At 63.9% G+C, this 21,911-nt stretch carries 25 protein-coding genes and 1 pseudogene; 12 read left to right on the top strand and 14 right to left on the bottom strand.

What is annotated here, in order from left to right:
* Window positions 1–43: 43 nt before the first annotated feature.
* Together PGC08_RS15720 and PGC08_RS15715 are read right to left on the bottom strand one after the other, a co-directional pair.
* Window positions 44–694: an NAD(P)-dependent oxidoreductase gene (locus PGC08_RS15720; RefSeq protein ID WP_009884860.1), complete on the bottom strand. Its 651-nt coding sequence runs from the start codon at window positions 692–694 to the stop codon at window positions 44–46.
* On the bottom strand, window positions 691–1,608 hold the full coding sequence (locus PGC08_RS15715; protein ID WP_271708851.1) for an EamA family transporter: 918 nt from the start codon (window positions 1,606–1,608) through the stop codon (window positions 691–693). Before PGC08_RS15715 ends, PGC08_RS15720 begins: the two co-directional genes overlap by 4 nt.
* A 79-nt stretch (window positions 1,609–1,687) precedes the next feature.
* Between PGC08_RS15715 and PGC08_RS15710 the strand changes: the two genes are divergently transcribed.
* Genes PGC08_RS15710 through PGC08_RS15700 form a run of 3 tightly spaced genes read left to right on the top strand, consistent with a single transcriptional unit; the run spans window position 1,688 to window position 4,146 of the window.
* Window positions 1,688–2,578, top strand: coding sequence for a LysR family transcriptional regulator (locus PGC08_RS15710; RefSeq protein ID WP_009884862.1), 891 nt, complete (start codon window positions 1,688–1,690; stop codon window positions 2,576–2,578).
* Window positions 2,578–3,294, top strand: a complete 717-nt coding sequence (locus PGC08_RS15705) for an enoyl-CoA hydratase/isomerase family protein (RefSeq protein ID WP_271708850.1) — start codon at window positions 2,578–2,580, stop codon at window positions 3,292–3,294. The genes PGC08_RS15710 and PGC08_RS15705 overlap by 1 nt, the downstream gene beginning before the upstream one ends.
* Window positions 3,295–3,348: 54 nt before the next feature.
* Window positions 3,349–4,146 (top strand): sulfite exporter TauE/SafE family protein, encoded by a 798-nt coding sequence (locus tag PGC08_RS15700; RefSeq protein WP_271708849.1) that lies wholly within the window; start codon window positions 3,349–3,351, stop codon window positions 4,144–4,146.
* A 48-nt stretch (window positions 4,147–4,194) separates the two neighbouring features.
* On the opposite strand, the gene PGC08_RS15695 is transcribed toward PGC08_RS15700, so the two are convergent.
* Complete coding sequence (locus PGC08_RS15695; RefSeq protein WP_271708848.1) at window positions 4,195–4,848, bottom strand: hypothetical protein; 654 nt, start codon at window positions 4,846–4,848, stop codon at window positions 4,195–4,197.
* Between the two features lie 223 nt (window positions 4,849–5,071).
* On the opposite strand from PGC08_RS15695, the gene PGC08_RS15690 reads away from it, so the two are divergent.
* Both PGC08_RS15690 and PGC08_RS19455 read left to right on the top strand, forming a co-directional pair.
* On the top strand, window positions 5,072–6,220 hold the full coding sequence (locus PGC08_RS15690; protein WP_009884866.1) for a GmrSD restriction endonuclease domain-containing protein: 1,149 nt from the start codon (window positions 5,072–5,074) through the stop codon (window positions 6,218–6,220).
* Window positions 6,221–6,249: 29 nt separating this feature from the next.
* Window positions 6,250–7,152: pseudogene (locus PGC08_RS19455) on the top strand (GmrSD restriction endonuclease domain-containing protein); the annotation flags it as partial.
* Between the two features lie 426 nt (window positions 7,153–7,578).
* Here the strand turns inward: PGC08_RS19455 and PGC08_RS15680 are convergent.
* Both PGC08_RS15680 and PGC08_RS15675 read right to left on the bottom strand, forming a co-directional pair.
* On the bottom strand, window positions 7,579–8,088 hold the full coding sequence (locus PGC08_RS15680) for a PaaI family thioesterase (RefSeq protein WP_009884868.1): 510 nt from the start codon (window positions 8,086–8,088) through the stop codon (window positions 7,579–7,581).
* A gap of 1 nt (window position 8,089) precedes the next feature.
* Complete coding sequence (locus tag PGC08_RS15675) at window positions 8,090–8,524, bottom strand: PaaI family thioesterase (RefSeq protein ID WP_009884869.1); 435 nt, start codon at window positions 8,522–8,524, stop codon at window positions 8,090–8,092.
* Window positions 8,525–8,599: 75 nt separating this feature from the next.
* On the opposite strand from PGC08_RS15675, the gene PGC08_RS15670 reads away from it, so the two are divergent.
* A complete protein-coding gene (locus PGC08_RS15670; protein ID WP_069600804.1) occupies window positions 8,600–9,121 on the top strand; it encodes a winged helix-turn-helix transcriptional regulator in 522 nt (173 codons plus the stop codon).
* Between the two features lie 58 nt (window positions 9,122–9,179).
* Here PGC08_RS15670 and PGC08_RS15665 read toward each other — a convergent pair whose 3' ends face one another.
* The 4 genes from PGC08_RS15665 to PGC08_RS15650 all read right to left on the bottom strand — a co-directional run bounded on the left by PGC08_RS15665 (window position 9,180) and on the right by PGC08_RS15650 (window position 13,165).
* The gene (locus PGC08_RS15665) at window positions 9,180–10,349 is read right to left on the bottom strand and encodes a calcium:proton antiporter (protein WP_069600803.1); all 1,170 of its coding nucleotides are present in this window, start codon (window positions 10,347–10,349) and stop codon (window positions 9,180–9,182) included.
* Window positions 10,350–10,497: 148 nt separating this feature from the next.
* Window positions 10,498–10,938 (bottom strand): MepB family protein, encoded by a 441-nt coding sequence (locus PGC08_RS15660; protein ID WP_009884872.1) that lies wholly within the window; start codon window positions 10,936–10,938, stop codon window positions 10,498–10,500.
* Window positions 10,939–11,083: 145 nt separating this feature from the next.
* Entirely contained in the window at window positions 11,084–12,691 is a 1,608-nt protein-coding gene (mdlC, locus tag PGC08_RS15655; protein ID WP_009884873.1) for a benzoylformate decarboxylase, read from the bottom strand.
* A gap of 123 nt (window positions 12,692–12,814) precedes the next feature.
* Window positions 12,815–13,165 (bottom strand): ArsR/SmtB family transcription factor, encoded by a 351-nt coding sequence (locus tag PGC08_RS15650; RefSeq protein ID WP_009884874.1) that lies wholly within the window; start codon window positions 13,163–13,165, stop codon window positions 12,815–12,817.
* Window positions 13,166–13,249: 84 nt separating this feature from the next.
* Between PGC08_RS15650 and arsB the strand changes: the two genes are divergently transcribed.
* From arsB to PGC08_RS15630, 4 genes are read left to right on the top strand one after another with little or no spacing between them, the layout of a single operon-like run.
* A complete protein-coding gene (arsB, locus tag PGC08_RS15645; RefSeq protein WP_271708847.1) occupies window positions 13,250–14,368 on the top strand; it encodes an ACR3 family arsenite efflux transporter in 1,119 nt (372 codons plus the stop codon).
* Window positions 14,365–14,781 (top strand): arsenate reductase ArsC, encoded by a 417-nt coding sequence (locus PGC08_RS15640; RefSeq protein ID WP_096146391.1) that lies wholly within the window; start codon window positions 14,365–14,367, stop codon window positions 14,779–14,781. Before arsB ends, PGC08_RS15640 begins: the two co-directional genes overlap by 4 nt.
* Window positions 14,778–16,292 (top strand): NAD(P)-binding protein, encoded by a 1,515-nt coding sequence (locus PGC08_RS15635; RefSeq protein WP_271708846.1) that lies wholly within the window; start codon window positions 14,778–14,780, stop codon window positions 16,290–16,292. Before PGC08_RS15640 ends, PGC08_RS15635 begins: the two co-directional genes overlap by 4 nt.
* 17 nt (window positions 16,293–16,309) lie before the next feature.
* Entirely contained in the window at window positions 16,310–16,720 is a 411-nt protein-coding gene (locus PGC08_RS15630) for an arsenate-mycothiol transferase ArsC (protein ID WP_083248953.1), read from the top strand.
* 1 nt (window position 16,721) lies between these two features.
* On the opposite strand, the gene PGC08_RS15625 is transcribed toward PGC08_RS15630, so the two are convergent.
* Window positions 16,722–17,360, bottom strand: coding sequence for an isochorismatase family protein (locus tag PGC08_RS15625; RefSeq protein WP_009884879.1), 639 nt, complete (start codon window positions 17,358–17,360; stop codon window positions 16,722–16,724).
* Between the two features lie 169 nt (window positions 17,361–17,529).
* Between PGC08_RS15625 and PGC08_RS15620 the strand changes: the two genes are divergently transcribed.
* Window positions 17,530–18,486, top strand: a complete 957-nt coding sequence (locus PGC08_RS15620; RefSeq protein ID WP_271708845.1) for a GlxA family transcriptional regulator — start codon at window positions 17,530–17,532, stop codon at window positions 18,484–18,486.
* Here the strand turns inward: PGC08_RS15620 and PGC08_RS15615 are convergent.
* The 4 genes from PGC08_RS15615 to PGC08_RS15600 form a co-directional block, all read right to left on the bottom strand.
* Complete coding sequence (locus tag PGC08_RS15615) at window positions 18,434–18,898, bottom strand: DoxX family protein (RefSeq protein WP_009884881.1); 465 nt, start codon at window positions 18,896–18,898, stop codon at window positions 18,434–18,436. The two genes, PGC08_RS15620 and PGC08_RS15615, sit on opposite strands and share 53 nt — an antisense overlap.
* Window positions 18,899–19,001: 103 nt before the next feature.
* On the bottom strand, window positions 19,002–19,568 hold the full coding sequence (locus PGC08_RS15610) for an NADPH-dependent FMN reductase (RefSeq protein WP_009884882.1): 567 nt from the start codon (window positions 19,566–19,568) through the stop codon (window positions 19,002–19,004).
* Entirely contained in the window at window positions 19,565–20,752 is a 1,188-nt protein-coding gene (locus PGC08_RS15605) for an LLM class flavin-dependent oxidoreductase (protein WP_009884883.1), read from the bottom strand. The genes PGC08_RS15610 and PGC08_RS15605 overlap by 4 nt, the downstream gene beginning before the upstream one ends.
* 60 nt (window positions 20,753–20,812) lie before the next feature.
* Window positions 20,813–21,262 carry a MarR family winged helix-turn-helix transcriptional regulator gene (locus PGC08_RS15600; RefSeq protein ID WP_009884884.1) on the bottom strand — a complete coding sequence of 150 codons (450 nt, stop codon included), beginning with the start codon at window positions 21,260–21,262 and terminating at the stop codon, window positions 20,813–20,815.
* A gap of 79 nt (window positions 21,263–21,341) precedes the next feature.
* Between PGC08_RS15600 and PGC08_RS15595 the strand changes: the two genes are divergently transcribed.
* The gene (locus PGC08_RS15595; RefSeq protein ID WP_271708844.1) at window positions 21,342–21,911 is read left to right on the top strand and encodes a MogA/MoaB family molybdenum cofactor biosynthesis protein; all 570 of its coding nucleotides are present in this window, start codon (window positions 21,342–21,344) and stop codon (window positions 21,909–21,911) included.

Raw genomic sequence — 21,911 nt, 5'->3', positions numbered from 1 at the left:
CCCACACAACGTATCTTGGATCCATCTTGGATACAAGATGATCTCAGGGCCGCCGAGGTGGCTCCGAGGCGATCGTGATGTGGCGGTCCGTGCCCGGGGACTCGAGTTCGTCGATGACTGCCACTGCGAGGTCCTCGGCGCTGATGTGCGATCGCCCCTCGTGATCGGTCAGCAGCGTCGTCGTGCCGCGTCGGTAGGAGCCGGTGCGAACTCCGGGTTCGAGAACGGCTGGAGGACTGAGATAGGTCCAGTTCTCATTCGAGTGTTCGCGGCAGGCCGTAAGTTGGGCGACGCTGGCGGCGGCAGTGGTCCGCCACCTTGCGGGAACGAAGGCGGGGTCGTCGACAACGAGCCGATCAGGATCCTTGGGTGAGTGCAGCGGCCCGGCGCCTCCGACGACGAAGAGGGGGATGTCGGCGCTAGCGCTGGCGGCAAGGACCGCCTCGGTGATGGTGATGAAAGCATCCTCCTCACCGGGCACGACGCGGACGGTGAGCACGACAGCATCGGCCCGCTCGAGCACAGAGTCGAGGTCGGTGGCATTGCTCGCATCTGCCTGCGTCGACGTCACCCCGCTTCGGGGTTGGTGAAGGGCTGTGCGTGAGGCTGCGATGACGTGATGGTCACGGTCGGCCGCCTCGGTGACGATGCGAGACCCGACCATTCCGGTGGCTCCGATGACAGCGATTCTCATTTTCGTTCTCCATTCTCAGTGCGTGGGCTCAGCTGACCGCAGAACAAGGCGGCCAGGGCGAGGGCGAATCCGGCGAGCTGGACGAGGTTGAGCGACTCCCCAACGAAGGCGACGCCCACGGTGGCTGCGACCAAGGGCGAGAGCAGGCCGAGCAGGGCCGTTGCCGTGACGCGGAGTCTGCCCAGCCCCCGAAACCACAGGGTGTAGGCCAGGAGTCCGCCGATGAGGCCCAGCCACAGGTAGCCGAGGAGGCCGGCGCCGTCGATGGTCTCGGGAACTCCCTCGATAAGCAGGGTCGGGACCAGTAGGACGAGGCCGCCGGCGCTGAGCTGCCAGCCGGCGAAGCCCACCGCGCTGACCCCGGCTGGTCGACCCCAGCGTTTGATGAGGATGACCCCGGTGCCCATTGATGCCGCCCCGCCGATGCCTGCGAAGATCCCGACCGGGTCGAAGCCGGCACCCGGACCCAGCACTACCATGCCCACGCCTACCGCACCGACGAGTCCCCAGACCAGGCGCCACCGAGAGAGGGCCTCGCCGAGGACGATGACTGCGAGGAAGGTGACGAGGATCGGCTGCGTGGCGCCCAGGGTGGCGGCGACCCCACCGGGCAGACGCTCGGCGGCGATGAAGAGCAGTGGGAAGAAGATCCCGATGTTCAAGGTGCCCAACACGAGGGTCTTCCACCACCAATCTCCGTGGGGCAGTCGACGGGCGATGAGCAGACCCAGGAGCCCTGCGGGGAGGGCGCGCATGAGCGCTGCGAACAGAGGATGATCGGCGGGCAGGAACGCTGTGGTCACAAAGTAGGTCGTGCCCCAGACGGCCGGGGCCAGTGCCGTCACCGCAGTCACCAGGGCCGCCCCACCTGTGGCCTGGCCGGTGACCGGAGCAGGAGAGCGTGTCGTTGTCATGACTCCAGCATCGAACGCGGCAGGTCTATGAGTCCAACACATAGTTTTCATCCCAACGATCATCTGTCACGATAGATGAATGGAATTGCAGCAGCTGCGCTATGTTCTCGCCGTCGCCGAGGAACGCAACTTCACCCGCGCGGCCGCGAAATCGCATGTCGTGCAGTCCGCGCTCAGCCACCAGATCAAGACCCTCGAACACGAACTCGGCGTCCAGCTCTTCGCCCGAACCAGCAGACGCGTCGAACTCACCGAAGCCGGTGCGGCCTTCCTGCCCGCAGCCCGGGCCACTCTCGACGCGGCCCAGCGTGCCATCGCCGAGGCGACCTCGACCATGGGCGACCTCCGCGGTCGGCTGCTCATCGGGGCCATCCCGACCGTGACGACCGTGGACGTCACCGCCGCGCTCGGGGTCTTCCATCGCGCCCACCCGAACGTGGAGATTGGACTGACGGCCGGTGGCAGCCTCGACTTCGTCACCGCGATCCGAGAGTCATCCATGGACGTGGCGGTGCTCGGACTCCCCGATGCCACAGCCCCGACGGGGGTGTCGACCGAGGTGCTCGCGCACGAGCGCCTCAGCGCAGTGATGTCACCCGAACACCGGCTGGCCTCGCGTCGCGGACTTCGCTTGGAGGACCTGGCTGCCGAGACCTTCGTCGACTTCCCGTCAAGCAGTCCGGGCCGGTCCCAATCCGATCGAGCCTTCGCCGCTGCCGGACTGAGCCGATCCGTGGCCTTCGATGTCATGTCGACCGAGGTGATGCTCGATCTCGTGGCCCAGAACCTGGCCGTGGCCCTGCTGGCACCGGACGTCGTGCCCGAAGACAGCGGGCTTTCGACTGTGCCGATCACCGATGGTCCGACGCGGATAGAATATCTCGCTTGGAGTGAATTCAACCCGAGTGCAGCGGCGCTGGCCTTCCTCGACATCCTTCGCGCCACCTCGGCGCAGAAAGTGAGCCCTTGATGATCCGACGCACCCGCAGCGACGATGGGATCCTCACGATCACGATCGACAACACCACCAGTGCGAATGCGCTGCGCCCGGGCATGCTCGACGCGCTCATCTACGCCTTCGAAGCGGCATCGGACAATCAGGAGCTGCGCGGAGTTCTGCTCACCTCGGCGGGTCACAAGGGCTTCTCCGCGGGAATGGACACCTCGCAGTTCAAGCATGCGAATGCCTCTCTTGCCCACGTGACGATCACTCGGCTGGGGCAGGTGTGCGAGGCGATCAAGAACTGCGATCTGCCCGTGGCCGTCGCCATCGAAGGCTACCGCATCGGGGGAGCGGCCGAGATCGCTGCAGCAGCCGACTTCCGGGTCGGCGGCACCAACTCCTGGTACTCGATGCCCGAGGTGCGCATCGGCATCCCCTCGGTCCTCGAATCTGTCAATCTGCACCGACTCATGGGGTGGACGAAGGCCACCGAGCTCATCCTCACCGGCAGCCGTTTCACCGCGGCTGACATGGATCGATGCGGCTTCCTCAACACAGTCGTCGAGGACAATGCGGTCGAGGCCCGAGCGCTGGAGTACCTGCACGAGACGATGAAGGCCGACCGCGCGGTCATCGCCCAGCAGAAGCGCCTGCACCGGACGTGGAAGAACAGCTTCGAACGCGAGGCGCTCGCCGACAGTCGCAAGGAGTTCGCGCTCGCCTTCGCCCGGAAGAACGACTGACCGACGAGGCCCCAGGGGTTGCCCGCCGAGGTGACGGTGGGGTGAGATAGGCGAGTGGACTTTCTGGGGTTGGTGCTCGTCGGCGTTCTGGTCGGATTGACCACTGTGCTGTTCGGATTCGGCGGCGGCTTCGTCACCGTCCCGATCATCACCCTCGTCCACGCCGACCTCGGCAGTGACACGGCACGGGTGGCCGCAGCCACCTCGGCGCTGGTCATGCTCGTCAACGCCGTCGTCTCCACGCTCTCCACGAAGCGCGAAACCCTGGCCCACCTCAAAGGGGAGTGGTGGCTGTTCATCCTCCTTGCCGCCGGTGGGGCCTTCGGGGCAATCTGCGCCAAATTCGCTCCCGAGCCCCTGCTGAAGTGGGGCTTCGTCATCTACATCGCAGTGACCGCCATCGACCTGCTCGCCCGTCCCGGTTTCTTCCGCCGAGGTGGTGCGAAGGTCCGCGATGAGAACCTGAGCGACGGCGGTCGCGGCATCGCCGCCCTGTTCGGATTCCCGATCGGTGGCCTGGCGTCATTCCTCGGCGTCGGCGGCAGCGTCATGACGGTGCCGATGATGCGCCGATCCGGGTCGACGATGACCGTGGCGACCACCCTGGCCAACCCGCTGACCTTGGTGATCATGCTGCCAGCGGTCCTCGTCACGATCACGACCCATGCCTCCACTGCGGTTCCGGGGATGGTCGGCTCGGTGGACCTGCGTTCGGCGTTCGCCCTGCTCATCAGCGCGATCCCGCTGATCGTGCTGCTGCGTCGCCGAGTGCCGAAGATCCCGGAGATCATCCACGCCTGGGGCTACTTCATCCTGCTCATCATCGCCGGAGTCGTCGTCGCGGTGTCGTGATCAGTTGCCGTCTTGACTAGGCCGCCGTCTTAACCAGGTTGCGGAGTCTTACGCGTCCCGGCGACGGCTGCGCAGTACGTCTGGAAGTCCGAAGTAGATCGGCGGGCGGGTTGCTGCACTGTCCGAATCGCGTGGAGCTTCAGTCTTGCTCAGGTTGTCAGAGGTGTCGCTGAGTGCCCATGCGCTTTCCCAGCTGATGAGCTCGCCGGCGTGGCAGACGGGATCGCCGCCGCTCGAGGGAGGCTCGGCCCATAGCCAGAGGTTGATCCCGTACTCGATGAGGGTGAGCTTCTCAGCCCGTTCCCGGACCGTGTTCTCTTTGACCAATGCCGCACGCACCCTCGCCGAGGTGGTCTCGAGTTCCGTCCACCCGTCCTGTCGGTGCGGGAGGAAGACCCACGTCCCCGCGGCGACGTCGGCAGGCACAACCTCCTCCGCGGTCATGATCGTGATGAACTCGTCCGTGGCACGGGTGCCGGTGACTGGGTCAGCGCTGTCAAGGAGATCGGCGAAGCAGGCGCGGGCCACCTCGGCGGTGGGGGAGACTATGAGGATGTGAGGCGCTTCGGCCCGGACCTCGGCAAGACTGAGGCAGGTGAAGGCATTTGCGCGCATCGTCGCCAATACCTGGATCCAGAGACCTGGGATTGGGGCACCGGTGATCAGACGATTCGACTCAGGACGTTCTGCATCGTGTCGCACGATCAACTCCCTTCCTTCGTCACCGACGAATTCGTTCTATTCCACCATGGCACGAGTCAATGCTGAGTGACGTGGGCCAATAACGAATCCGTCTCATTGTCCCCAGCCAGCGTGCTTTCGGTGCGGCGCCACCATATTATGACTGTAGTGGATCGCGACGCGGCATCTTGGCCGCGCACGGTCCACGACCACGTTCTCACCCTTTTTGCACGACTGGACACCCATGACTCATTCCGCCTTCCTCAACCATGCCACGACACGTTTCCGTGCAGGCATGGTCTTCGTCCTCATCGCCTTCCTCAGCCTCACTCTCCTCTCTGCCTGCGCCGACGGCGGAGATGTCGAAGCCAGTGCTGACGATGCTTCCTGGAGCTCAGAGACAAAGGCGGCAACCGAAAAGACTGCGCAACCCGAAGCCGAGCCCAAGACCACGGCCCCGAGCGAGGATGCCGAGAGCAGCGAAGGCCAGAATGAGTCGGGGGAAACCGAGCAGGGCAGGGCTGGCGGTGCGACTGCCGGTACAGCTCTGGCGATGCTTGAGGAGTTGGAGGTCAAGGGGCGCGCACCCAAGACCGGCTACGACGCGGACCTGTTCAAATGGCGATCCGATGCCGACCACAACGGCTGCGACACCCGCAACGACGTGCTGCGCCGGGACCTGAACGACATCACCCTCAAGGCAGGGACGAAGGGCTGCGCCGTCATCGCCGGCGACCTGGACGACAGATACAAGGGCGAGACCTACGCCTTCGACCGGGACCCGAACAACATCGACATCGACCACATCGTTGCCCGCTCCAACGCCTGGCAGACCGGTGCCGCGAAGTTCGACGAGGACACTCTCAAGGAATTCGGCAACGACCCGCTCAACCTGCTTGCCGTGAGTTCGAGCCTCAACCGGCAGAAGGGCGACGGAGATGCCGCGACCTGGCTGCCGCCGGCCAAGAGCTACCGCTGCGAATACGTCTCCCGCCAGATCGCGATCAAGCACAAGTACGACCTGTGGGTCGTGGCAGCGGAGAAGTCCGCGATGAAGCGAATCCTCGGCGCGTGCGATGACCAGCCCGCGTTCACGAAGAACGTCGCATGGCCCGATCCCGGTGAGGGCGACAATGCGAAGACGGCAGAGGACACCTCAATGAAGAAGAAGTCGAGCTCCGGTTCGGAGTCGTCGTCGGGGTCGAAGTCGGGCTCCGGTTCGACGAGCGATTCGGGCCAGAAGTCGACGTCTTCCGGCTCAGGGTCCTCGGGTTCGGTCTACTACAAGAACTGCACCGCCGTCCGTGACGCCGGAGCCGCACCCGTTCGCCGAGGTGACCCGGGGTATGCGTCTCACCTCGACCGTGATGGTGACGGAATCGGCTGCGAATAGTCGCCGAGGTGGCTCAGCGTCCACGGTTTATGACAGTTTCGTTTTCAACTTATAACGAATCGATTACCGATTGGTCAGCCCCGTTCCCTATAGTGACAACCTGCCCTAACATTTCAAGCGTGCCCAATTCGATGAACTCCGCAGTCGCTACTCGCAGCACTCGAATTCGGGCAGTGTCCCTTCTCGCCATAATCGTCTTCGCATTGCTCTCCGGATGCGGAAGCGACGGCACGAGCCAGATCAACGGAAACGATGTGGCATGGTCGACCGGCGGAGGCGGAACCGCGGACTCCGACCCGGTACCCTCACGACCGTCAGCCTCGGCGGCACCTGCCCCGGGACCGCGATCGCACAACGACTCGGAGGCGCCCGCAAATTCCGGTCCTGATGTCTCCACGCAGAACGAGTCGAAGCCCGCAGCAGACGGTGAAGACGGCAGCGATTCTCCACAGCGCGGCGCAGACGGCGCGGAATTGGGCGCGGCACGGTCGATGCTCGACGTACTCGAGGTCAAGGTCAAAGAGCACAGGACCGGTTACGACCCGGAACTCTTCGACTGGAGCGCCGATGTCGATGACAACGGCTGCGATACACGCAACGATGCGCTCAGGCGTGACCTCAAGGACCTTGAGATCGAGGCGGAGACCAACGGGTGTGTAGCCATCGCGGGGGAGCTCGATGACGACTACCTTGGCGAGTCGTATGCCTTCGAGCGCGGATCCGCCAATGTCGATGTCGATCAGATCGTCTCCAGCTCAAATGCCTGGCAGACCGGGGCCTCAGACATGTCCGTCGATGAACTCCGCGAGTTCGGAAACGACCCTCTCAACCTGCTGACCGTGAGTGCGAATGTCATGCGGCAGAAGGGCGGCGGTGACGCGGCCGCATGGCTGCCGCCGAATGAAGCCTTCCAGTGCGAATACGTCTCCAGGCAGATTGCCGTCAAGCACAAGTACGGGCTGGCGGTGGCCTCCGCGGAGAAGGACGCGATGGAGGCCGTGCTCGGCACGTGTGCGGATCAGCCAGCCTTCACCGAGGATGTCGCCTGGCCGGAACCGGGTGAGGGCGAGACCGCCAGGGCCGAATCGGCCACCGAGAAGAACTCGACGGAGTCGTCGGGTGAACCTTCGGAGACCAACTCATCAGAAACCCCAACGAGCCCGAACGACGGCGACACGAGCCCGACTGACGGTGGCGCCACCTCGGCGGACGGCGACACCAACTCGGCGGACGGCGACGAGGATGGCTCGACCGGCGACTCATGTCGCCTGAACCGACGGAATAGTCCGCGAACAATCGCCGAGGTGGTCGCCGGGCAGCCGACGATCACGTCGTCGATCACAGCCGCAGGACCTCGCCTACTTAGTCTCCAATGGGAAGGCGAGCAGGCTGCCCGATGCGGTGGCGACCGTCTTGCCCTTGTTGTCGACGACTTCGCCTTCGGAGAAGATCACTCGGCGACCAGGCTTGACGACTCTTCCTGTGGCGACAAGGGGTCCGCTGTCCTTGGTGACGGGGCGCAGGTAATTGACCTTGATCTCAATCGAGGTATAGCCGGTGCCCTTCGGTAAGGTGGTCTGTGCGGCGCACCCGAGCACCGAGTCGAGGAGGGTGCAGACCAACCCTCCGTGGACCATGCCGATCGGGTTGTAGTGGGACTCATCGGGATGGCAGTGGAACGTGACCGTCCCCTCACCCACCTCGGCGATCTCCATACCCATATGAGATCCGATGGGTGCTCCGGGGATGTCGCCGGCGGCGATCTTGCGCAGGTAGTCGATGCCGTCCAACGTCGGCAGGAGCGCCAGCCCCTCTGAAGGGTCGCTCCAGGTCACCGTGGTTTCGCGAGTGCTCGAATCAGTGCCCATCTCAGTTGGCCTCCTTCGGCATGGGGACGTTCTGCAGGCGCAGCTGGCCGCGGGCCAGGACCTTGTCCGATGAGGTGTCGGTGATGATGACCTCCCACAGCTGCTGGGTCCGGCCCTGATGCAGGGCGGTGCCCTCGACTGCAACGCGGGCGCCGGCGGTCGGGCGCAGAAAGTCGGTGGCGTTGTGGATGCCGACGGCGAACTCGCCGCGCTCGCCCACAGCGTGGCTGGCACCAATGCTTCCCGTGCTCTCCACGAGCGTTGTGTACACGCCGCCGTGGACGACGCCCCAAGGCGTGTGGTGGTCGCTGCCCAGATCGGCATGGCCGCGGACGCTTGTGTTCGTGACCTCGTCGATGACGAGCCCCGAGGCGGCGACGAAGTTGCTGGCTGAGGCAAGTGAGACATCTGGAAGTGCGTCCGACTGCGGATTCATGAGTTCCCCTTCGAGCTGGCTGAATAATTTGAAGTTAGCCTACAATGGATCAGGCGGTCAAACGAAGGAGCGCATATGGACTGGTTGGGATTCGACACTGCCGAATGCTCGATCCAGAAGACCATGGATGTCATCGGGGAGAAGTGGACCGTGCTCATCCTCCGAGAGGCGTTCAACGGAGTGCGCCGGTTCGACCAGATCCGTGACCATGTCGGAGTCTCGGACCCAGTGCTCTCCGACCGGCTGCGCAAGCTCGTCGCCGCTGGTGTCCTTGAGGCCACGCCCTACCGCGAACCCGGCCGGCGAGCACGCAAGGAATATCGACTCACGGGCAAGGGGATCGACCTCTACCCGGTGATGATCTCTCTGCTGCGCTGGGGCGACAAGCACGGCGCCGGCCCCGACGGCGGCACTGGCCCCGATGGCGGTTCGGGTGGCCACGACTTAGGCTCAAGCGGCCCGCCGCTCGAAGTGCTGCACCGTGACTGCGGCGAACCGGTCAAGGCTGTCGTCGAATGCGCCGCGGGCCACGCCATCTCCTCACCGCGGGAGAGTCTGACCCGTGCAAATACCTCAGCCAAGACGCGCGGAGACTGAGGTAGTCGCCACCATAAAAGGCCGAGAAAGAGTCAGGGCACCGAAGCGCCCTCCCTCCTCACGAGAAGAGCGTGATCCCGAAGATCGCGAACACGACGAGGTGGGCCGCACCGTGGACGGCTGTGACCTTCTTCGCCGCGAACGTCGTCACCGACAGCAGCAGCGTGACCGCGAACAGAAGCAGATTGGCTGGGGATTCCGCGAGCACGATCGGCTGATCGGTGAGCAGCCCGATGAGCAGCACGGTCGGAATCGTCAGCCCCACCGTTGACACCTGCGCCCCGTGACACAGATTGCTCACCCGCTGGATCTCACCCTGCCATGCGGCCCTGATCGAGGTGATCGTCTCCGGGAGGAAGACGATGAGCGCGATGACGACACCGGACAGAGCCACAGGAGCGCCGAGGCGGCCCAATCCGTCATCGAGCAGCGACGCCATATCGTGGCTGAGCAGCACGATCGGGGTGACCGTGGTGATGAGCAGAGCCAGACGCACGATGATCTCGGCGCGGTGGGCGGAGATGATCGCAACGATGCCCTGCTTCTGCGTGGTCGCGACTGTGGTCGAAGCGGACTCCGGAGCCACCTCGGCGGGCTTGGTCAGACGCGGATCGACCTCGTGGAAATCGGCGGCCTGAGCACCCATCTGACGGTAGAGGAAGAAGGCATAGATGCCGATCGTCAGCACGATGATCGGGATCTCCTGCCACGTTTGGTAGCTGCCATTCGTGCCGATGAGTGCCGGCAGGGCGAAGGCGAGGGCGGCGAGGACGATGATGAGTGACAGATACGTTGAGACGCCCGTGCGATTATGGGCGAGACTCCCGTGCCGCAGCCCCGCGACCAGCAGGCACAGTCCGATGACGGCGCCCAGGATGATCATCGACACGGCCATGACCGAGTCGCGGGCGATCGTCGCGTGCTCGCCCGGGCCTAAGAGGACGGCGGCGATGAGCACCACCTCGATGAGCACGATCGAGAGGGTGAGCACCAGCGAACCATAGGGATCGCCGAGGCGGCGGGCCAGATGCTCGGCCTCGTGGACGACTCCGAAGGCGCAGATGAGGATGACGCCGACGATGGCGATCAGGGCAGTGACGAGGAGTGGGCCTGCAACGGGCGGAGCCAGCAGAGAGCCTGCTAAGAGGAGTGCTGCGAAGGCACCCCACCCGAGGACCAGGCGAATGATGGCAGTGGGAGTGAGAATGCTGCGAACGGCGGCAGTCATGACGGGAATTCCTGTTCTTCGAGGCCGTCCTCATCGTGACTGATTGCGTTCGGGTCGTCCCGAGCGTTTCTTGCTGCTGTTGCTTACTTCCCAGGATATCGGGCCGAGCTCATGGGGGACAAACAGTGGCCCGGCTTGTCCGAATGACTCAACGAAATTGTTCGAAGAACGGAGTCTGCTTGCGCTGCGTGCGAGTCGCTTGGGGATTCAGCGACGTGGACCAAGGCGGGTAGAGACGGAAGCCTCGCTTCCCTGTCGAGCGTTGTGACGAGTAGATTCCCAACTTGATCAGGTCCGCGGTGGGAAACTTGAAGAGGCCGAAGAACCCTTCGTCTGAGACGAACACGAGAAGCCCCGCACAGGTATCGTCACCGGAGAATGGCGCAGTACTCCCCTCTGGGGTGCGTTCCCAGACGGCTACGAAGGCACCTGGTTTGGTCGGTGTGATGCGTGCTGTCCGGACTCGCCACCAGGTTCCCTCGAGCTTGGCGCATCCCGACTCATAGTCGCTGTTCTGTTCCTCGGGGACCACCGCTGCCACAGTCAAGCCCACGGTTTCTGCGTAGTGTTCCAAAGCCCCGAATCCCATGAGTGTCAGCGTAGGCGATGTCCTTATGTGTGCGTGCAAGAGGGTGCATCGGCATACGTGCCAGGTCGAAGCGAGTCGTTATTGACCTTGACACGACCTCAGTGCAAACGGTCATGCCTCAACCACAGTCACGAGACGACAGTGATCACGAGACGATCGAAGCATCAATGAGCACCGGTCCGGTCGCGTCGAGTGCCTCCCGATAGGCGGCCGCAAACTCGGCACGGGTGGACGTCTGCTTTGCGGGGACCCCGTACCCCTTGGCCAGGGAGACGAAGTCGATGCCGCCCAGTGCCAGTCCGGGAACTTTGGGCACGCCCATGCGCTGGGCGAAGCCGGCCAGGGCACCATAGCCGGAGTTGTTGATGATGACGAACACGGTCCGCGTCTGCAGTTGGGCCGCCGTGTACAGTGCGGTGATGCCGTAGTTGGCCGAGCCGTCGCCGACGGTCGCCACGACCGTATTCTCTGGTGCACCGATCGACATTCCCACGGCGACAGGCAGCCCGAAGCCCAGGCCGCCAGAGGCAGGGAAGCTGTACATTCCAGGCCGGTCGATCGCGACCCGTTCGAGGTAGTCAAGGTCCAATGTGGTGGTCTCGTTGACGTAGGACACCGAGTCGTTGACGTGCTCATTGAGCACCTCGAGAATTTCGCCACCCGTCATCCCTTCCGCCGAGGTGGCCGCTGGGCTCATGATCCGTGAACCGCGCTCGCCGCGCCGGGTGCCACGATCGGTGACCCCATCAGCGAGAGTCGCAGCGGTGCTGGCGACATCGGTGATGACGGCCCTGCCGAACGGCGCCCGAGTGGCCTCGCGCGGATCCTGGGTGATCTGAATGACCTCGGTGCCGGGGCTCAGATAGTTCGAAGGCTCCCACCGGTGATACCTGAACACGGCAGCACCCAACACGAGGACGACATCATGGTCGGCCAACCGGTCACGCACCGACCCGATCCCAGGGACCATCACACCCTCGAAATTCGGGTGGGTCGTGGGGAAGGGGCAGCGAGTCGGAGACGGTGCGACATAGACAGAGGCATCGAGCTTCTCCGCCAATGCCTGCACTGCTTCTAAGACCTCGGGATCAGATACAGCGGCGGCATCCACCTGGGGTCCGACCACGAGCGCGGGACGCTTCGCCCCATCAAGAGACGCGAGGAGCTCTTCCTGCAGCTGCGGGTCGAGACCACGCCCGGTCGACACTGTCCGAGTCGTCAGCAGGTCATCGTCATCGAGCGCCTCCTCATCCCAATCATCCAAGGGAACGGAGACATAGACAGGTCCGCTGGGCTGAGTGGTCGCTTCGAAGGCGGCTTGGGACAGAGTTCGCGGGACGTCCGTGGCAGACAAGGGCTCGTGGGAGTACTTCACCAACGGTGTCGGCAGGGTGGCAGCATCGGCGCTGGCCAGCATGGTCTCCTGACCCACCGTCCGACGGACCTGCTGCCCGGCGAGGACAACCAGGGGAACGTGGCCGTAGTGAGCGTTGGTCAGCGCTCCCATCCCGTTGCCGGACCCGGAAGCGGCATGCAGGTTGACCAGGACCGGACGTCCGGTGGCGCGAGCAAAGCCTTCAGCCATGCCGACGACGACCTGTTCATGCAGGCCGAGGACGAAGCGGAAGTCATCGCCGAGTCCTGCCAAGAACGGCAGCTCGTTCGATCCCGGATTGCCGAAGATCGTCGTCATTCCATGGGTGCGGAAGACATCCAGACTTGCCTGCAGGACAGTCTTGCCAGTCGCAGTCATTGACCTCACTGCTTTCGTCGGGGGGAGTGGCGCGGTCTCATTTCGGAGCGTACCCCGATCCTGTCCGGCGGTGCGAAGCCTCTCGAAGCGCGGTCGCAGTGTGCACGGCGCCAGACGGTGGAACTATGCAGGGGACAGGAACGCCGCGATGCGCTCCAAAGTCTCTTCTGCCATTGAGTAATACGACCAGATGCCGCGCTTCTCCCGGTGGAGGACTCCGGCGTCGACGAGGATCTTGAGGTGATGTGAGACCGTGGGCTGGCCCAGTCCGACCGGGTCGATGAGATCGCACGCGCAGGCCTCATTGTCCTCGTGCGCGGCAATGAGTGAGACCAGGCGCAGGCGAGTCGGGTCGGCGAGTGCCTTGAGTATCCGCGCGAAGTCCTGTGCCTCGTCCAGGCCCAAAGGCTCAGCGGTCAGAGGAGTGCAGCAGGCCGCCGAGGCGGGTGCGGGCAATGTCTGTTCAGCAGTCACCTCTCCATTATGCCCACATATTGACAGTTGTCGATATGTGGTGGTTGGATTCGTATCGATACCCATCGATGTCTCAGGAGTCCGATGAACACCCCCGCCCCAGCCGCCACCACCAGCGAGCCTGCCCAGGCCAAACTCTCGACCCTCGACCGTTTCCTGCCGGTGTGGATCATCGCAGCGATGGTGCTCGGCCTGCTGCTTGGCCGCCTCGTGCCGGGACTTGGTGCGGCGTTGGACTCGATCAAGATCGCCGACGTGTCGCTGCCGATTGCTCTGGGGCTGCTGGTGATGATGTATCCGGTGCTGGCCAAGGTCCGCTACAACGAGACCGGCCGGGTGCTCGCCGATAAGAAGCTGATGATCACCTCCCTGCTCATCAACTGGCTGGCAGCACCAGCATTCATGTTCGCCCTTGCCTGGATCTTCCTGCCCGACCTTCCCGAATATCGGACGGGACTGATCATCGTCGGCCTCGCTCGCTGCATCGCCATGGTCCTCATCTGGAACGACCTCGCCTGTGGTGACCGCGAAGCCGCCGCAGTCCTCGTCGCGATCAACTCGGTGTTCCAGGTCCTCGCCTTCGGTCTTCTCGGTTGGTTCTACCTGCAGTGGCTGCCGAACCTGCTGGGACTGCCGACGACCAGCGGCGAATTCTCCTTCTGGGCGATCACCCTCAGCGTCCTCGTCTTCCTCGGCATCCCGCTGCTTGCCGGCTTTCTCACCCGCACCATCGGTGAGAAGACCAAGGGACGCACCTGGTACGAAGACCGATTCCTGCCCAAGATCGGGCCCTTCGCACTCTACGGTCTGCTGTTCACCATCGTCCTGCTCTTCGCTCTCCAGGGTGATGAGATCACCTCGAATCCATTGAATGTCGCCCGCATCGCGCTGCCACTGCTCATCTACTTCATTGTCGTCTTCGCCGTCGGCATGATCGTGGGACGTGCCCTGCACCTCGGCTACGAGAAGACGACCACGCTTGCGTTCACCGCTGCCGGAAACAACTTCGAACTCGCCATCGCCGTGGCCATCGGCACCTACGGAGTCGCCTCCGGGCAGGCTCTTGCCGGTGTCGTCGGCCCCCTCATCGAGGTCCCCATCCTCGTCGCCCTCGTCTACGTGGCCCTGTGGTCACGACGCCGCTTCTTCCCCGAATTCGCCGGAGGCCAGATGGCCCCGAACCGACAGGAGTCGCACTCATGACCTCAACCGAAATGAAACCCACCGTCCTCTTCGTCTGCGTGCACAACGCCGGCCGGTCACAGATGGCTGCCGGTTTCCTCCGCGAGCTCGGGGCCGATCGAGTTGAGGTCCGCTCCGCTGGCAGCGAGCCGAGGGACATGATCAACCCGACCGCCGCCGAGGCGATGGCTGAGGTCGGCATCGACATCACCGACCAGCAGCCGAAGATTCTCACCCCGGACACGGTGAAGACCTCGGATGTGGTGATCACCATGGGCTGCGGCGATGCCTGCCCCATCTTCCCCGGCAAACGCTACGAAGACTGGGAACTCGACGACCCGGCAGGTCAGGGAATCGAGACCGTGCGCATCATCCGCGACGACATTCGCGCTCGAATTAAGGCTCTGCTGAACAGCCTGGAGGATGCATCATGACTGAGTCCACGCCGCTGGCTGAACTTCCGGTTGTCATCATCGGTGCTGGCCCTGTCGGGCTTGCCGCCGCAGCGCACGTCGTCGCTCGCGATATGGAGCCGCTCATCTTCGAAGCTGGTTCGAGGCCTGCCGCGGCGGTGAGTCAGTGGGGCCACATCGGTCTCTTCTCACCATGGAAGTACAACATCGACCAGGCCGCCCGCGCCCTACTCGATCCGACAGGATGGGTCGAGCCCAATGGCGATTACCTGCCGACCGGGGCTGAACTCGTGGCCGAGTACCTCGCACCCTTGGCCGCGACGCCACAACTGAGCAACACGATTCGCACTCAGACACGAGTCATCGCAGTCAGCCGCGTAGGCAAAGATCGCACGCGGACCCCGGGCCGTGGTGATACTCCGTTCCTCGTTCGCACCCAGAACGTACAAGGGGAGATTGAAGACCACCACCTCGCACGCGCCGTCATCGACACCTCCGGCACCTGGGAAAGCCCGAACCCTCTCGGCCAAGCAGGACTGCCAGCCATCGGGGAACCAGCGGCCCGAGAAGCTGGGCTCGTCACCTCGCCGCTGCCCGACGTCCTCGGCCGAGATCGAGCACAGTTCGCTGGCCGGCACGCACTTGTCGTCGGGGCCGGCCACTCGGCAGCCAATACTCTGCTGGCACTGGGGGAGCTCCGCGAGGCTGAACCGTCCACTCGCATCAGCTGGGCCATTCGCGGAACTGATCCTGCCAGTGTCTACGGCGGTGGCGACCAAGACGGGTTGCCCGCACGTGGGGCGCTGGGCACGCGACTGCGCAACCTCGTTGAGGCCGGAGCCATCGAGGTTCACACCTCGACGACCATTACGGAACTGCGCATCGCGGCGCAGACGAACTCTGACTTCAGCACCACCTCGGCGACGGATATCCCAAGCGCACTCACGATCACCGGGACCACCTCGGCGGGCGCTGCCTCGCTCGACGCGGACCTGGTCGTTCCGACCACAGGTTTCCGGCCAGACCTCAGCTTCCTGCGCGAGATTCGACTCGATCTCGACTCGATCGTCGAGGCGCCTACGGGTCTTGGGCCACAGATCGACCCGGAGTACCACAGCTGCGGAACCGTCGCACCACACGGCGCTCGCCTCCTGTCCCACCCAGAGAAGGATTTCTACATCGCAGGGATGAAGTCCTACGGGCGAGCGCCCACATTCCTCATGGCTACCGGCTACGAGCAGGTTCGTTCGATCGTTGCCGCCATCGCCGGTGACCAGGCGGCCGCCGATAAGGTCGAGCTCGTGCTTCCGGAGACCGGAGTCTGCTCGGCTGACATCGGTTCCTCGTGCGACGTTCCATCGGCTGCCTCTGTGGCTGACGATGATGGCGGATGCTGCGGACCAGCGCCGGTGGGCGAGGCTGAACCTGCGGCTGAAGGCTCCGGCTGCTGCGGCTCGACCCCGCAACCGGTCACACTGGGCATTCCCACCGGGCTGGAACACGGTCGCGGCGCACACCAGGATGCACGATGAACTCACCGGGAGACACGATGAAAACACCACCTCACGTCCTCTTCGTCTGTGTGAAGAACGGCGGAAAATCACAGATGGCCGCCGGCCTCATGAACAACATCGCCGGCGACTCGGTCGATGTCGCCTCCGGCGGCACCAAGCCCGGCACCTCGCTCAATCAGCTTTCGGTGGATTCTCTGGCCGAATTGGGCATCGACATCAGCGAAGGAAGCCCGAAGCCGGTCACCCCAGCCGATCTGGAAGCAGCCGATGTCGTCGTCACCTTGGGGCGAGAAGCGAAAGTGCATGCGCCCGACGGAACCAGGCTCGAGACCTGGGACACCGACGAACCTTCTGAGCGCGGCATTGACGGAATCGAGCGCATGCGTTTGGTCCGCGATGACATCAGCGAACGCGTCAAGGACCTGCTGAGCCGCCTGCAGTCATAGCTCAGCTCTGCCCTGCCTTCTGCGCACCGGTGACGGCCGAGCTGCCCAGGTCTCCCTTCGGCAGAGGCTCCTGAGCACTGAGCGCTTGGCTCCAGGCATCAGTCGTCGCCACGGCGGCCCAGTTCGAATGCAGAACCGCCATCAGGGTTGTATGCACGGTCTTGGCATCGGCGAAGCCGGCATCATTGGCGATGTTGATAGCACCGGTCGCGTCCGAGAGCACTTCCGTGGTGAAGCCAAGCACCTCGGCACTCGCCGCTGAGGAGAGGATGCAGTTGTTCGTCATGTACCCGACCAGCGTCACGGTGTCGACGTCTTTCTCGCGCAGCCATGATTCCAGGTCGGTGTCGGCATAGACGGAGCCGTACTCCTTGACCACTGACTTCCAGGAATCAGTCTGGCGCTGTGCGACCTCGGGGTGGAGTGCGAAACCGGGCTCGTTCGGATTGAACACGGGCGCCTCAGTGCCCATGGTGTGCTGAATGACGGCGACGGGGATGTCCGCGGCAACCGCGGCGTCGATGGCCGCAGTGATCTTCGGCAGTGACTGGTCATGGCTCGGGTACTGGATCTCCAGCGGGCCGTCGAAGTACTGCTGCTGCACATCGACGAGGACAAGGGCACGGCGCGCGGTAGGCATAGCGAAGCTCCAAAGTTGTGATGAGTGAAGAAGTGGCGCGAATCCGCGGCACATCTCCAGTGTGCAAGAGCCGACCGAGGGCCGCCAGCAGCATAAATGCTCATCTACGATGGAATTACGCCAAACTGATTCCAGCCAATCAGTAAGCAGTCATCGGGAGGAGCCTGCCGTGCGCATCGCCATCTACGCCTTCACCGGCATCACCATGTTCCACCTGTCCGTGCCGCAGATGGTCTTCGACGAGGTTGCCCGCCAAGGCCTCGCCACGTGGAAGACGATTCTGTTCTCCGACGACGCCGAGCCGATCACGACGGCGGAGGGATACCAGATCACCGGGGTGAGTGGGCCGGAAGCGGCATCCGGCGCCGAGGTGGTCGTGGTCCCGTCCTGGTACGACGATGGTCGCCCGGCTGGGCAACCCCTGCGAGAGCTGCTGGTTGCCAGCCATGACCGGGGTGCTTCCATTGCCGGACTGTGCCTGGGCACGTTCCCCATCGCGGATGCTGGTCTGCTCGCCGGCCGCAAGGCGGTGACGCACTGGCAAGGGTTCGACCAGCTCACGGCTCGGCATCCGGATCTGGAGATCGATGATTCGGTTCTCTACATCGATCACGGCGATGTCATCACCTCGGCTGGCACCGCCTCGGCGCTGGATGCCTGTCTGCACATGGTCCGGACTCGACTGGGTGCCGCCGCGGCCAACCAGGTGGCGCGCAGTCTGGTCATTGCTCCGCATCGCGACGGTGGGCAGGCGCAGTACATCCAGCGACCATTGCCTGAGCGTGCCGATGATGATTCGATCTCGGCGGTGCTCGATTGGGCGGCGCACCACCTGGACGAAGACCTGTCGGTCGAGAGATTGGCCGAGGTCGCACATATGAGCCTGCGGACCTTCATCCGCACCTTTCGGGCATCGACTGGGGCGACACCTGCTTCATGGGTGCGGATGCGCCGCCTCGATGAGGCCAGGCGGGCACTGGAGGCTACGAGCCTGTCGATCGATCAGATCGCCGTGAATTGCGGCTTCGGCAGCGTGGTCACGCTGCGGCAGAACTTCGCTGCCGCGTTCAATGTCACGCCGTCGGAGTATCGACGTCGCTTCGAAGCGCAGCCGTCTTCCCCTTGAATAGGAACCGGTCGACGCTGAAGCGGCCCGGACCCGTGGCAGCCAGCAGCAGAGCGCCTGCGGCCAGAGCGGCGACAAGTTCCCAGCCGCCCTGATCGACGAACGGCACAGGGGTGAGGTGGACGATGACCAATGCGCCGATGAGGTTGGCGGCCAGCAGGATGCCGACGATGGGAGTCAGAGCGCCGAGGATGAGCAGCGCTCCGCCGATGAGCTCGACGAAGGTCGCGAACGGTGCCGCAATGTCTGGCAGCGGCACACCCATCTGAGCGAAGGACTGCGAGGTACCCGAGACGGTCCACTCATTGAACTTCTGCCAGCCGTGGGCGATGAAGATGACGCCGAGGGTGATCCGGGCGAAGACGGTGATGATGTCGCGGGCGATGGTCGGGAATCCAGTCGTGGCGTACACAGCGATCTCCAAAGTTGGTTGAAATTGCAACTACAGAGTATTCGCCGCGTTTGGCAGAACCCTGGCAACAGCCTCACTTGTCGTCTGGGACAATCGCGAGCGCTCAGAACCCGTAGGCGGCGTCCTTGGCCTCCCGGATCGAGGCATAGGTCTGCGTGAGCACGAGAGTGTCCTCGACGAGCCGGTCGAGGCGCGCGATGACATCGTTGTTGACGATCTGGCCCCGCAGCAGGTCCTTCTCCTCGATGAACACATAGGGCTGGACGACCTGCGCCTTCATATAGGTCAAGATCGGCTGCAGCTGCTGTTGGGGAACCATATAGTGCTTGGCTGAACCCGCGGTCGCGACCATGGCCACGACCTTGTCCCGGAAGGCATTGACCGGCAGCAGGTCGAAGATGTTCTTCAAAGTCGCCGGTATCGAGGCTTGGAAGATCGGGGTGCCGATGATGATCACATCAGCGTCCATGAGAGCCCGGGTCACGCGACCGGTATCGCCGGTGTATTCGGTGAAGTTGCGGCCGTCGCTGAAGACCATGTCGACCTCGGCGAGGTCGATGAGTGTGGCCTCGACGTTTGGGTCCTGGACCATCACCGTCTGGGTGAGGTGTTCCATGACCGTGCGCGTCTTCGTGCCTACGTTCGAACCGGATAGAGCGACGAGCTTCATCGGGCAACCTCCTCGGCTGTGTTCGCATTCATCGCCGAGGTGGCCTGGGGAGTCGACGAGACCGTGTACTTCTTCACGGCGGGAATGACCTCAGAGCCGAGGATCTCGATCTGCTTCATCACCTTCTCGTAGGGCATGCCGCCGAAGTCGATCTGACCGAGGTAGCGCTGATGACCGAAGACCTCGTGCTGGTGCAGGACCTTCTCCACGATCTGCTGCGGGCTGCCGAGGTTGACGATGCTGTGCGGGTCAACGGCCTGGGCGAAGAGCTGTTTGGGCATGCCCTGCCCATTCGAGCGCTTCATCCCCTCATTGATGTGCGGGTAGAGCCCGCGCAGCGCCTCCTGCGAGGTTTCGGCGACATGGAGGAATCCGGCGTTCGCGATCGGCAGGGTGGCGGGATCGAAGCCCCGGTGACGTGCCGCTTCCCGGTAGGCATCGACCGTCGGCTTGAACGACGAGGTGGTCCCGCCCAGGTGGGCCATGACCATGGGCACTCCGGCCAGGCCCGCCTTGATCGCACTTGTCGGGGCGCCGCCCACGGCCCGCCAGATCGGCAGCGGGTCCTGTGCGGGACGGGGGAGCACCTCGGCGCTGTTGAGCGGGGCGCGGAACTTCCCGCTCCAGGTCACCCGCTGCTCCCGATTGATCCGGCCCAGCAGCTCGAACTTCTCCTCGAACAGCTCTTCGTAGTCACGCAGGTCGTAGCCGAGGAGTTCGAACAGGCCGATCCGGGAGGCGCGGCCGGCGACGAGTTCGGCGCGACCGTTTGAGATGTGATCGATGGTGGAGAAGTTCTCGAACACGCGCACCGGATCCGATGTGCTCAGGATCGTCGAGGTGCTGCCGATGCGAATCGTGCTTGTGGCCTGGGCGATCGCGCCGAGGATGACGGCATGGGCCTGCGAGGCGAAGTACTCCTGATGGCTCTCACCGACGCTGAAGAAATCGAAGCCGGCATCCTCGGCCGCCTGAGCGTAGCCGATGAATTCGCGGATGCGCTCGCCGGCGTCCACCCTGGACCCGTCGGCCGGATTCGGCAGATGATCGCCGAGGCTGTACATCCCGAACTGCAGTCCCTGACCGGAGGTGAATCCGAGGTGATCCATCATGTTCGTGGCTTGGGCCTGCTCAGTGGGCGCTGTCTGCTCAGGAGGTGCAGTCTGGCCGGTGGTTTCGCTCAATTTCTCTCCTCAGTGAAATGTCATTTGCCATGTCAACTGATAGTGCCGGAGAAATATTCCCTAGGACTGCGAATCGTCCTCGCGACGGGTGATGCTGTGCTCGTAGAGCTTCTTCATCAGCGCATGCAGCTGCGTCTTCTCGTCCTCATCGAGGACCTCGTCGAAGAGTGAAGCCTGCTGCTCAAGCTGGGAAGGATAGGCCCGCTCGAGGAGCTCGGTGCCCTTGTCGGTCAGCGAGATGTGCTTGGTCTTCCAATCCTGCTGCCTCGAGATGAGCCCCTCGGATTCGAGACGGGAGAGCATTCTGGAGATGCCACCTCCCGTGACGGTGAGACCACGGGCCAGGTCGGTCTGCGTGATCGGCTGAAAATTGCGGATATGGGCCAGCGCTTCGAATTGGGCCAGGGTGAGATCGAACTGCCGCAGATGGTCATTGGACAGCTGATTGCTGTTCTCGACGAAGCGCACCATGCGCAGCCAGACCAGCGTGCTCAGCGACAGATCCTCCATCGCGCCTCCTCCCTGTGGACCTTTCTCACTGTAATGGGTACCAGTCGAACGCAGCGCCTGTCCGACGTACGATGGCATCGTGAGCAGTGAAACGAATAGGGCAGCACAAGCCCAGGCGACATCCCAGGCCGATGACCTCCTCGGCGCGGGACGGACTGCCGCCGTCATCATCGCCTCCACCTCGGCGGCCAGGGGAGAGGCGGCCGACACCACCGGCCCGATTCTCGTCGACTGGCTGCGCACACGCGGATACGAGACTCCCGAGGCCATCGTCGTCCGCGACGGCGAACCCGTCGGCCAAGCCCTGCGCGCCCTCCTAATCGACACCTCCGAGGCCGAGCGCCCCCGCATCATCGTCACCAGCGGCGGCACAGGCCTGGCCCCCGATGACCGCACCCCGGAATTCACGGCCGAAATCCTCGAGAGACAGTCACCCGGACTCATCTACGCGATGTGGCGCAAGGGACTGGAGACGACCACCTCGGCGGTGATGAGCCGCGGAGTCGCCGGCGTGACCGGCCGCAGCTTCGTCATCAACTTCCCCGGATCCAAGGGCGGGGTCAAGGACGGCATCACCGTCATCGACGACCTCCTCGAACACATCCAGACCTCGATCGAGGACACCACCGACCACGGACCACGGGTCTGA

The organism is Brevibacterium sp. BDJS002 (assembly GCF_028201555.1).
Taxonomy (GTDB): Bacteria; Actinomycetota; Actinomycetes; order Actinomycetales; family Brevibacteriaceae; genus Brevibacterium; species Brevibacterium aurantiacum.
Note: the sequence above shows the minus strand (reverse complement) of the source record. Positions and strands in the feature narration are given on the sequence as shown.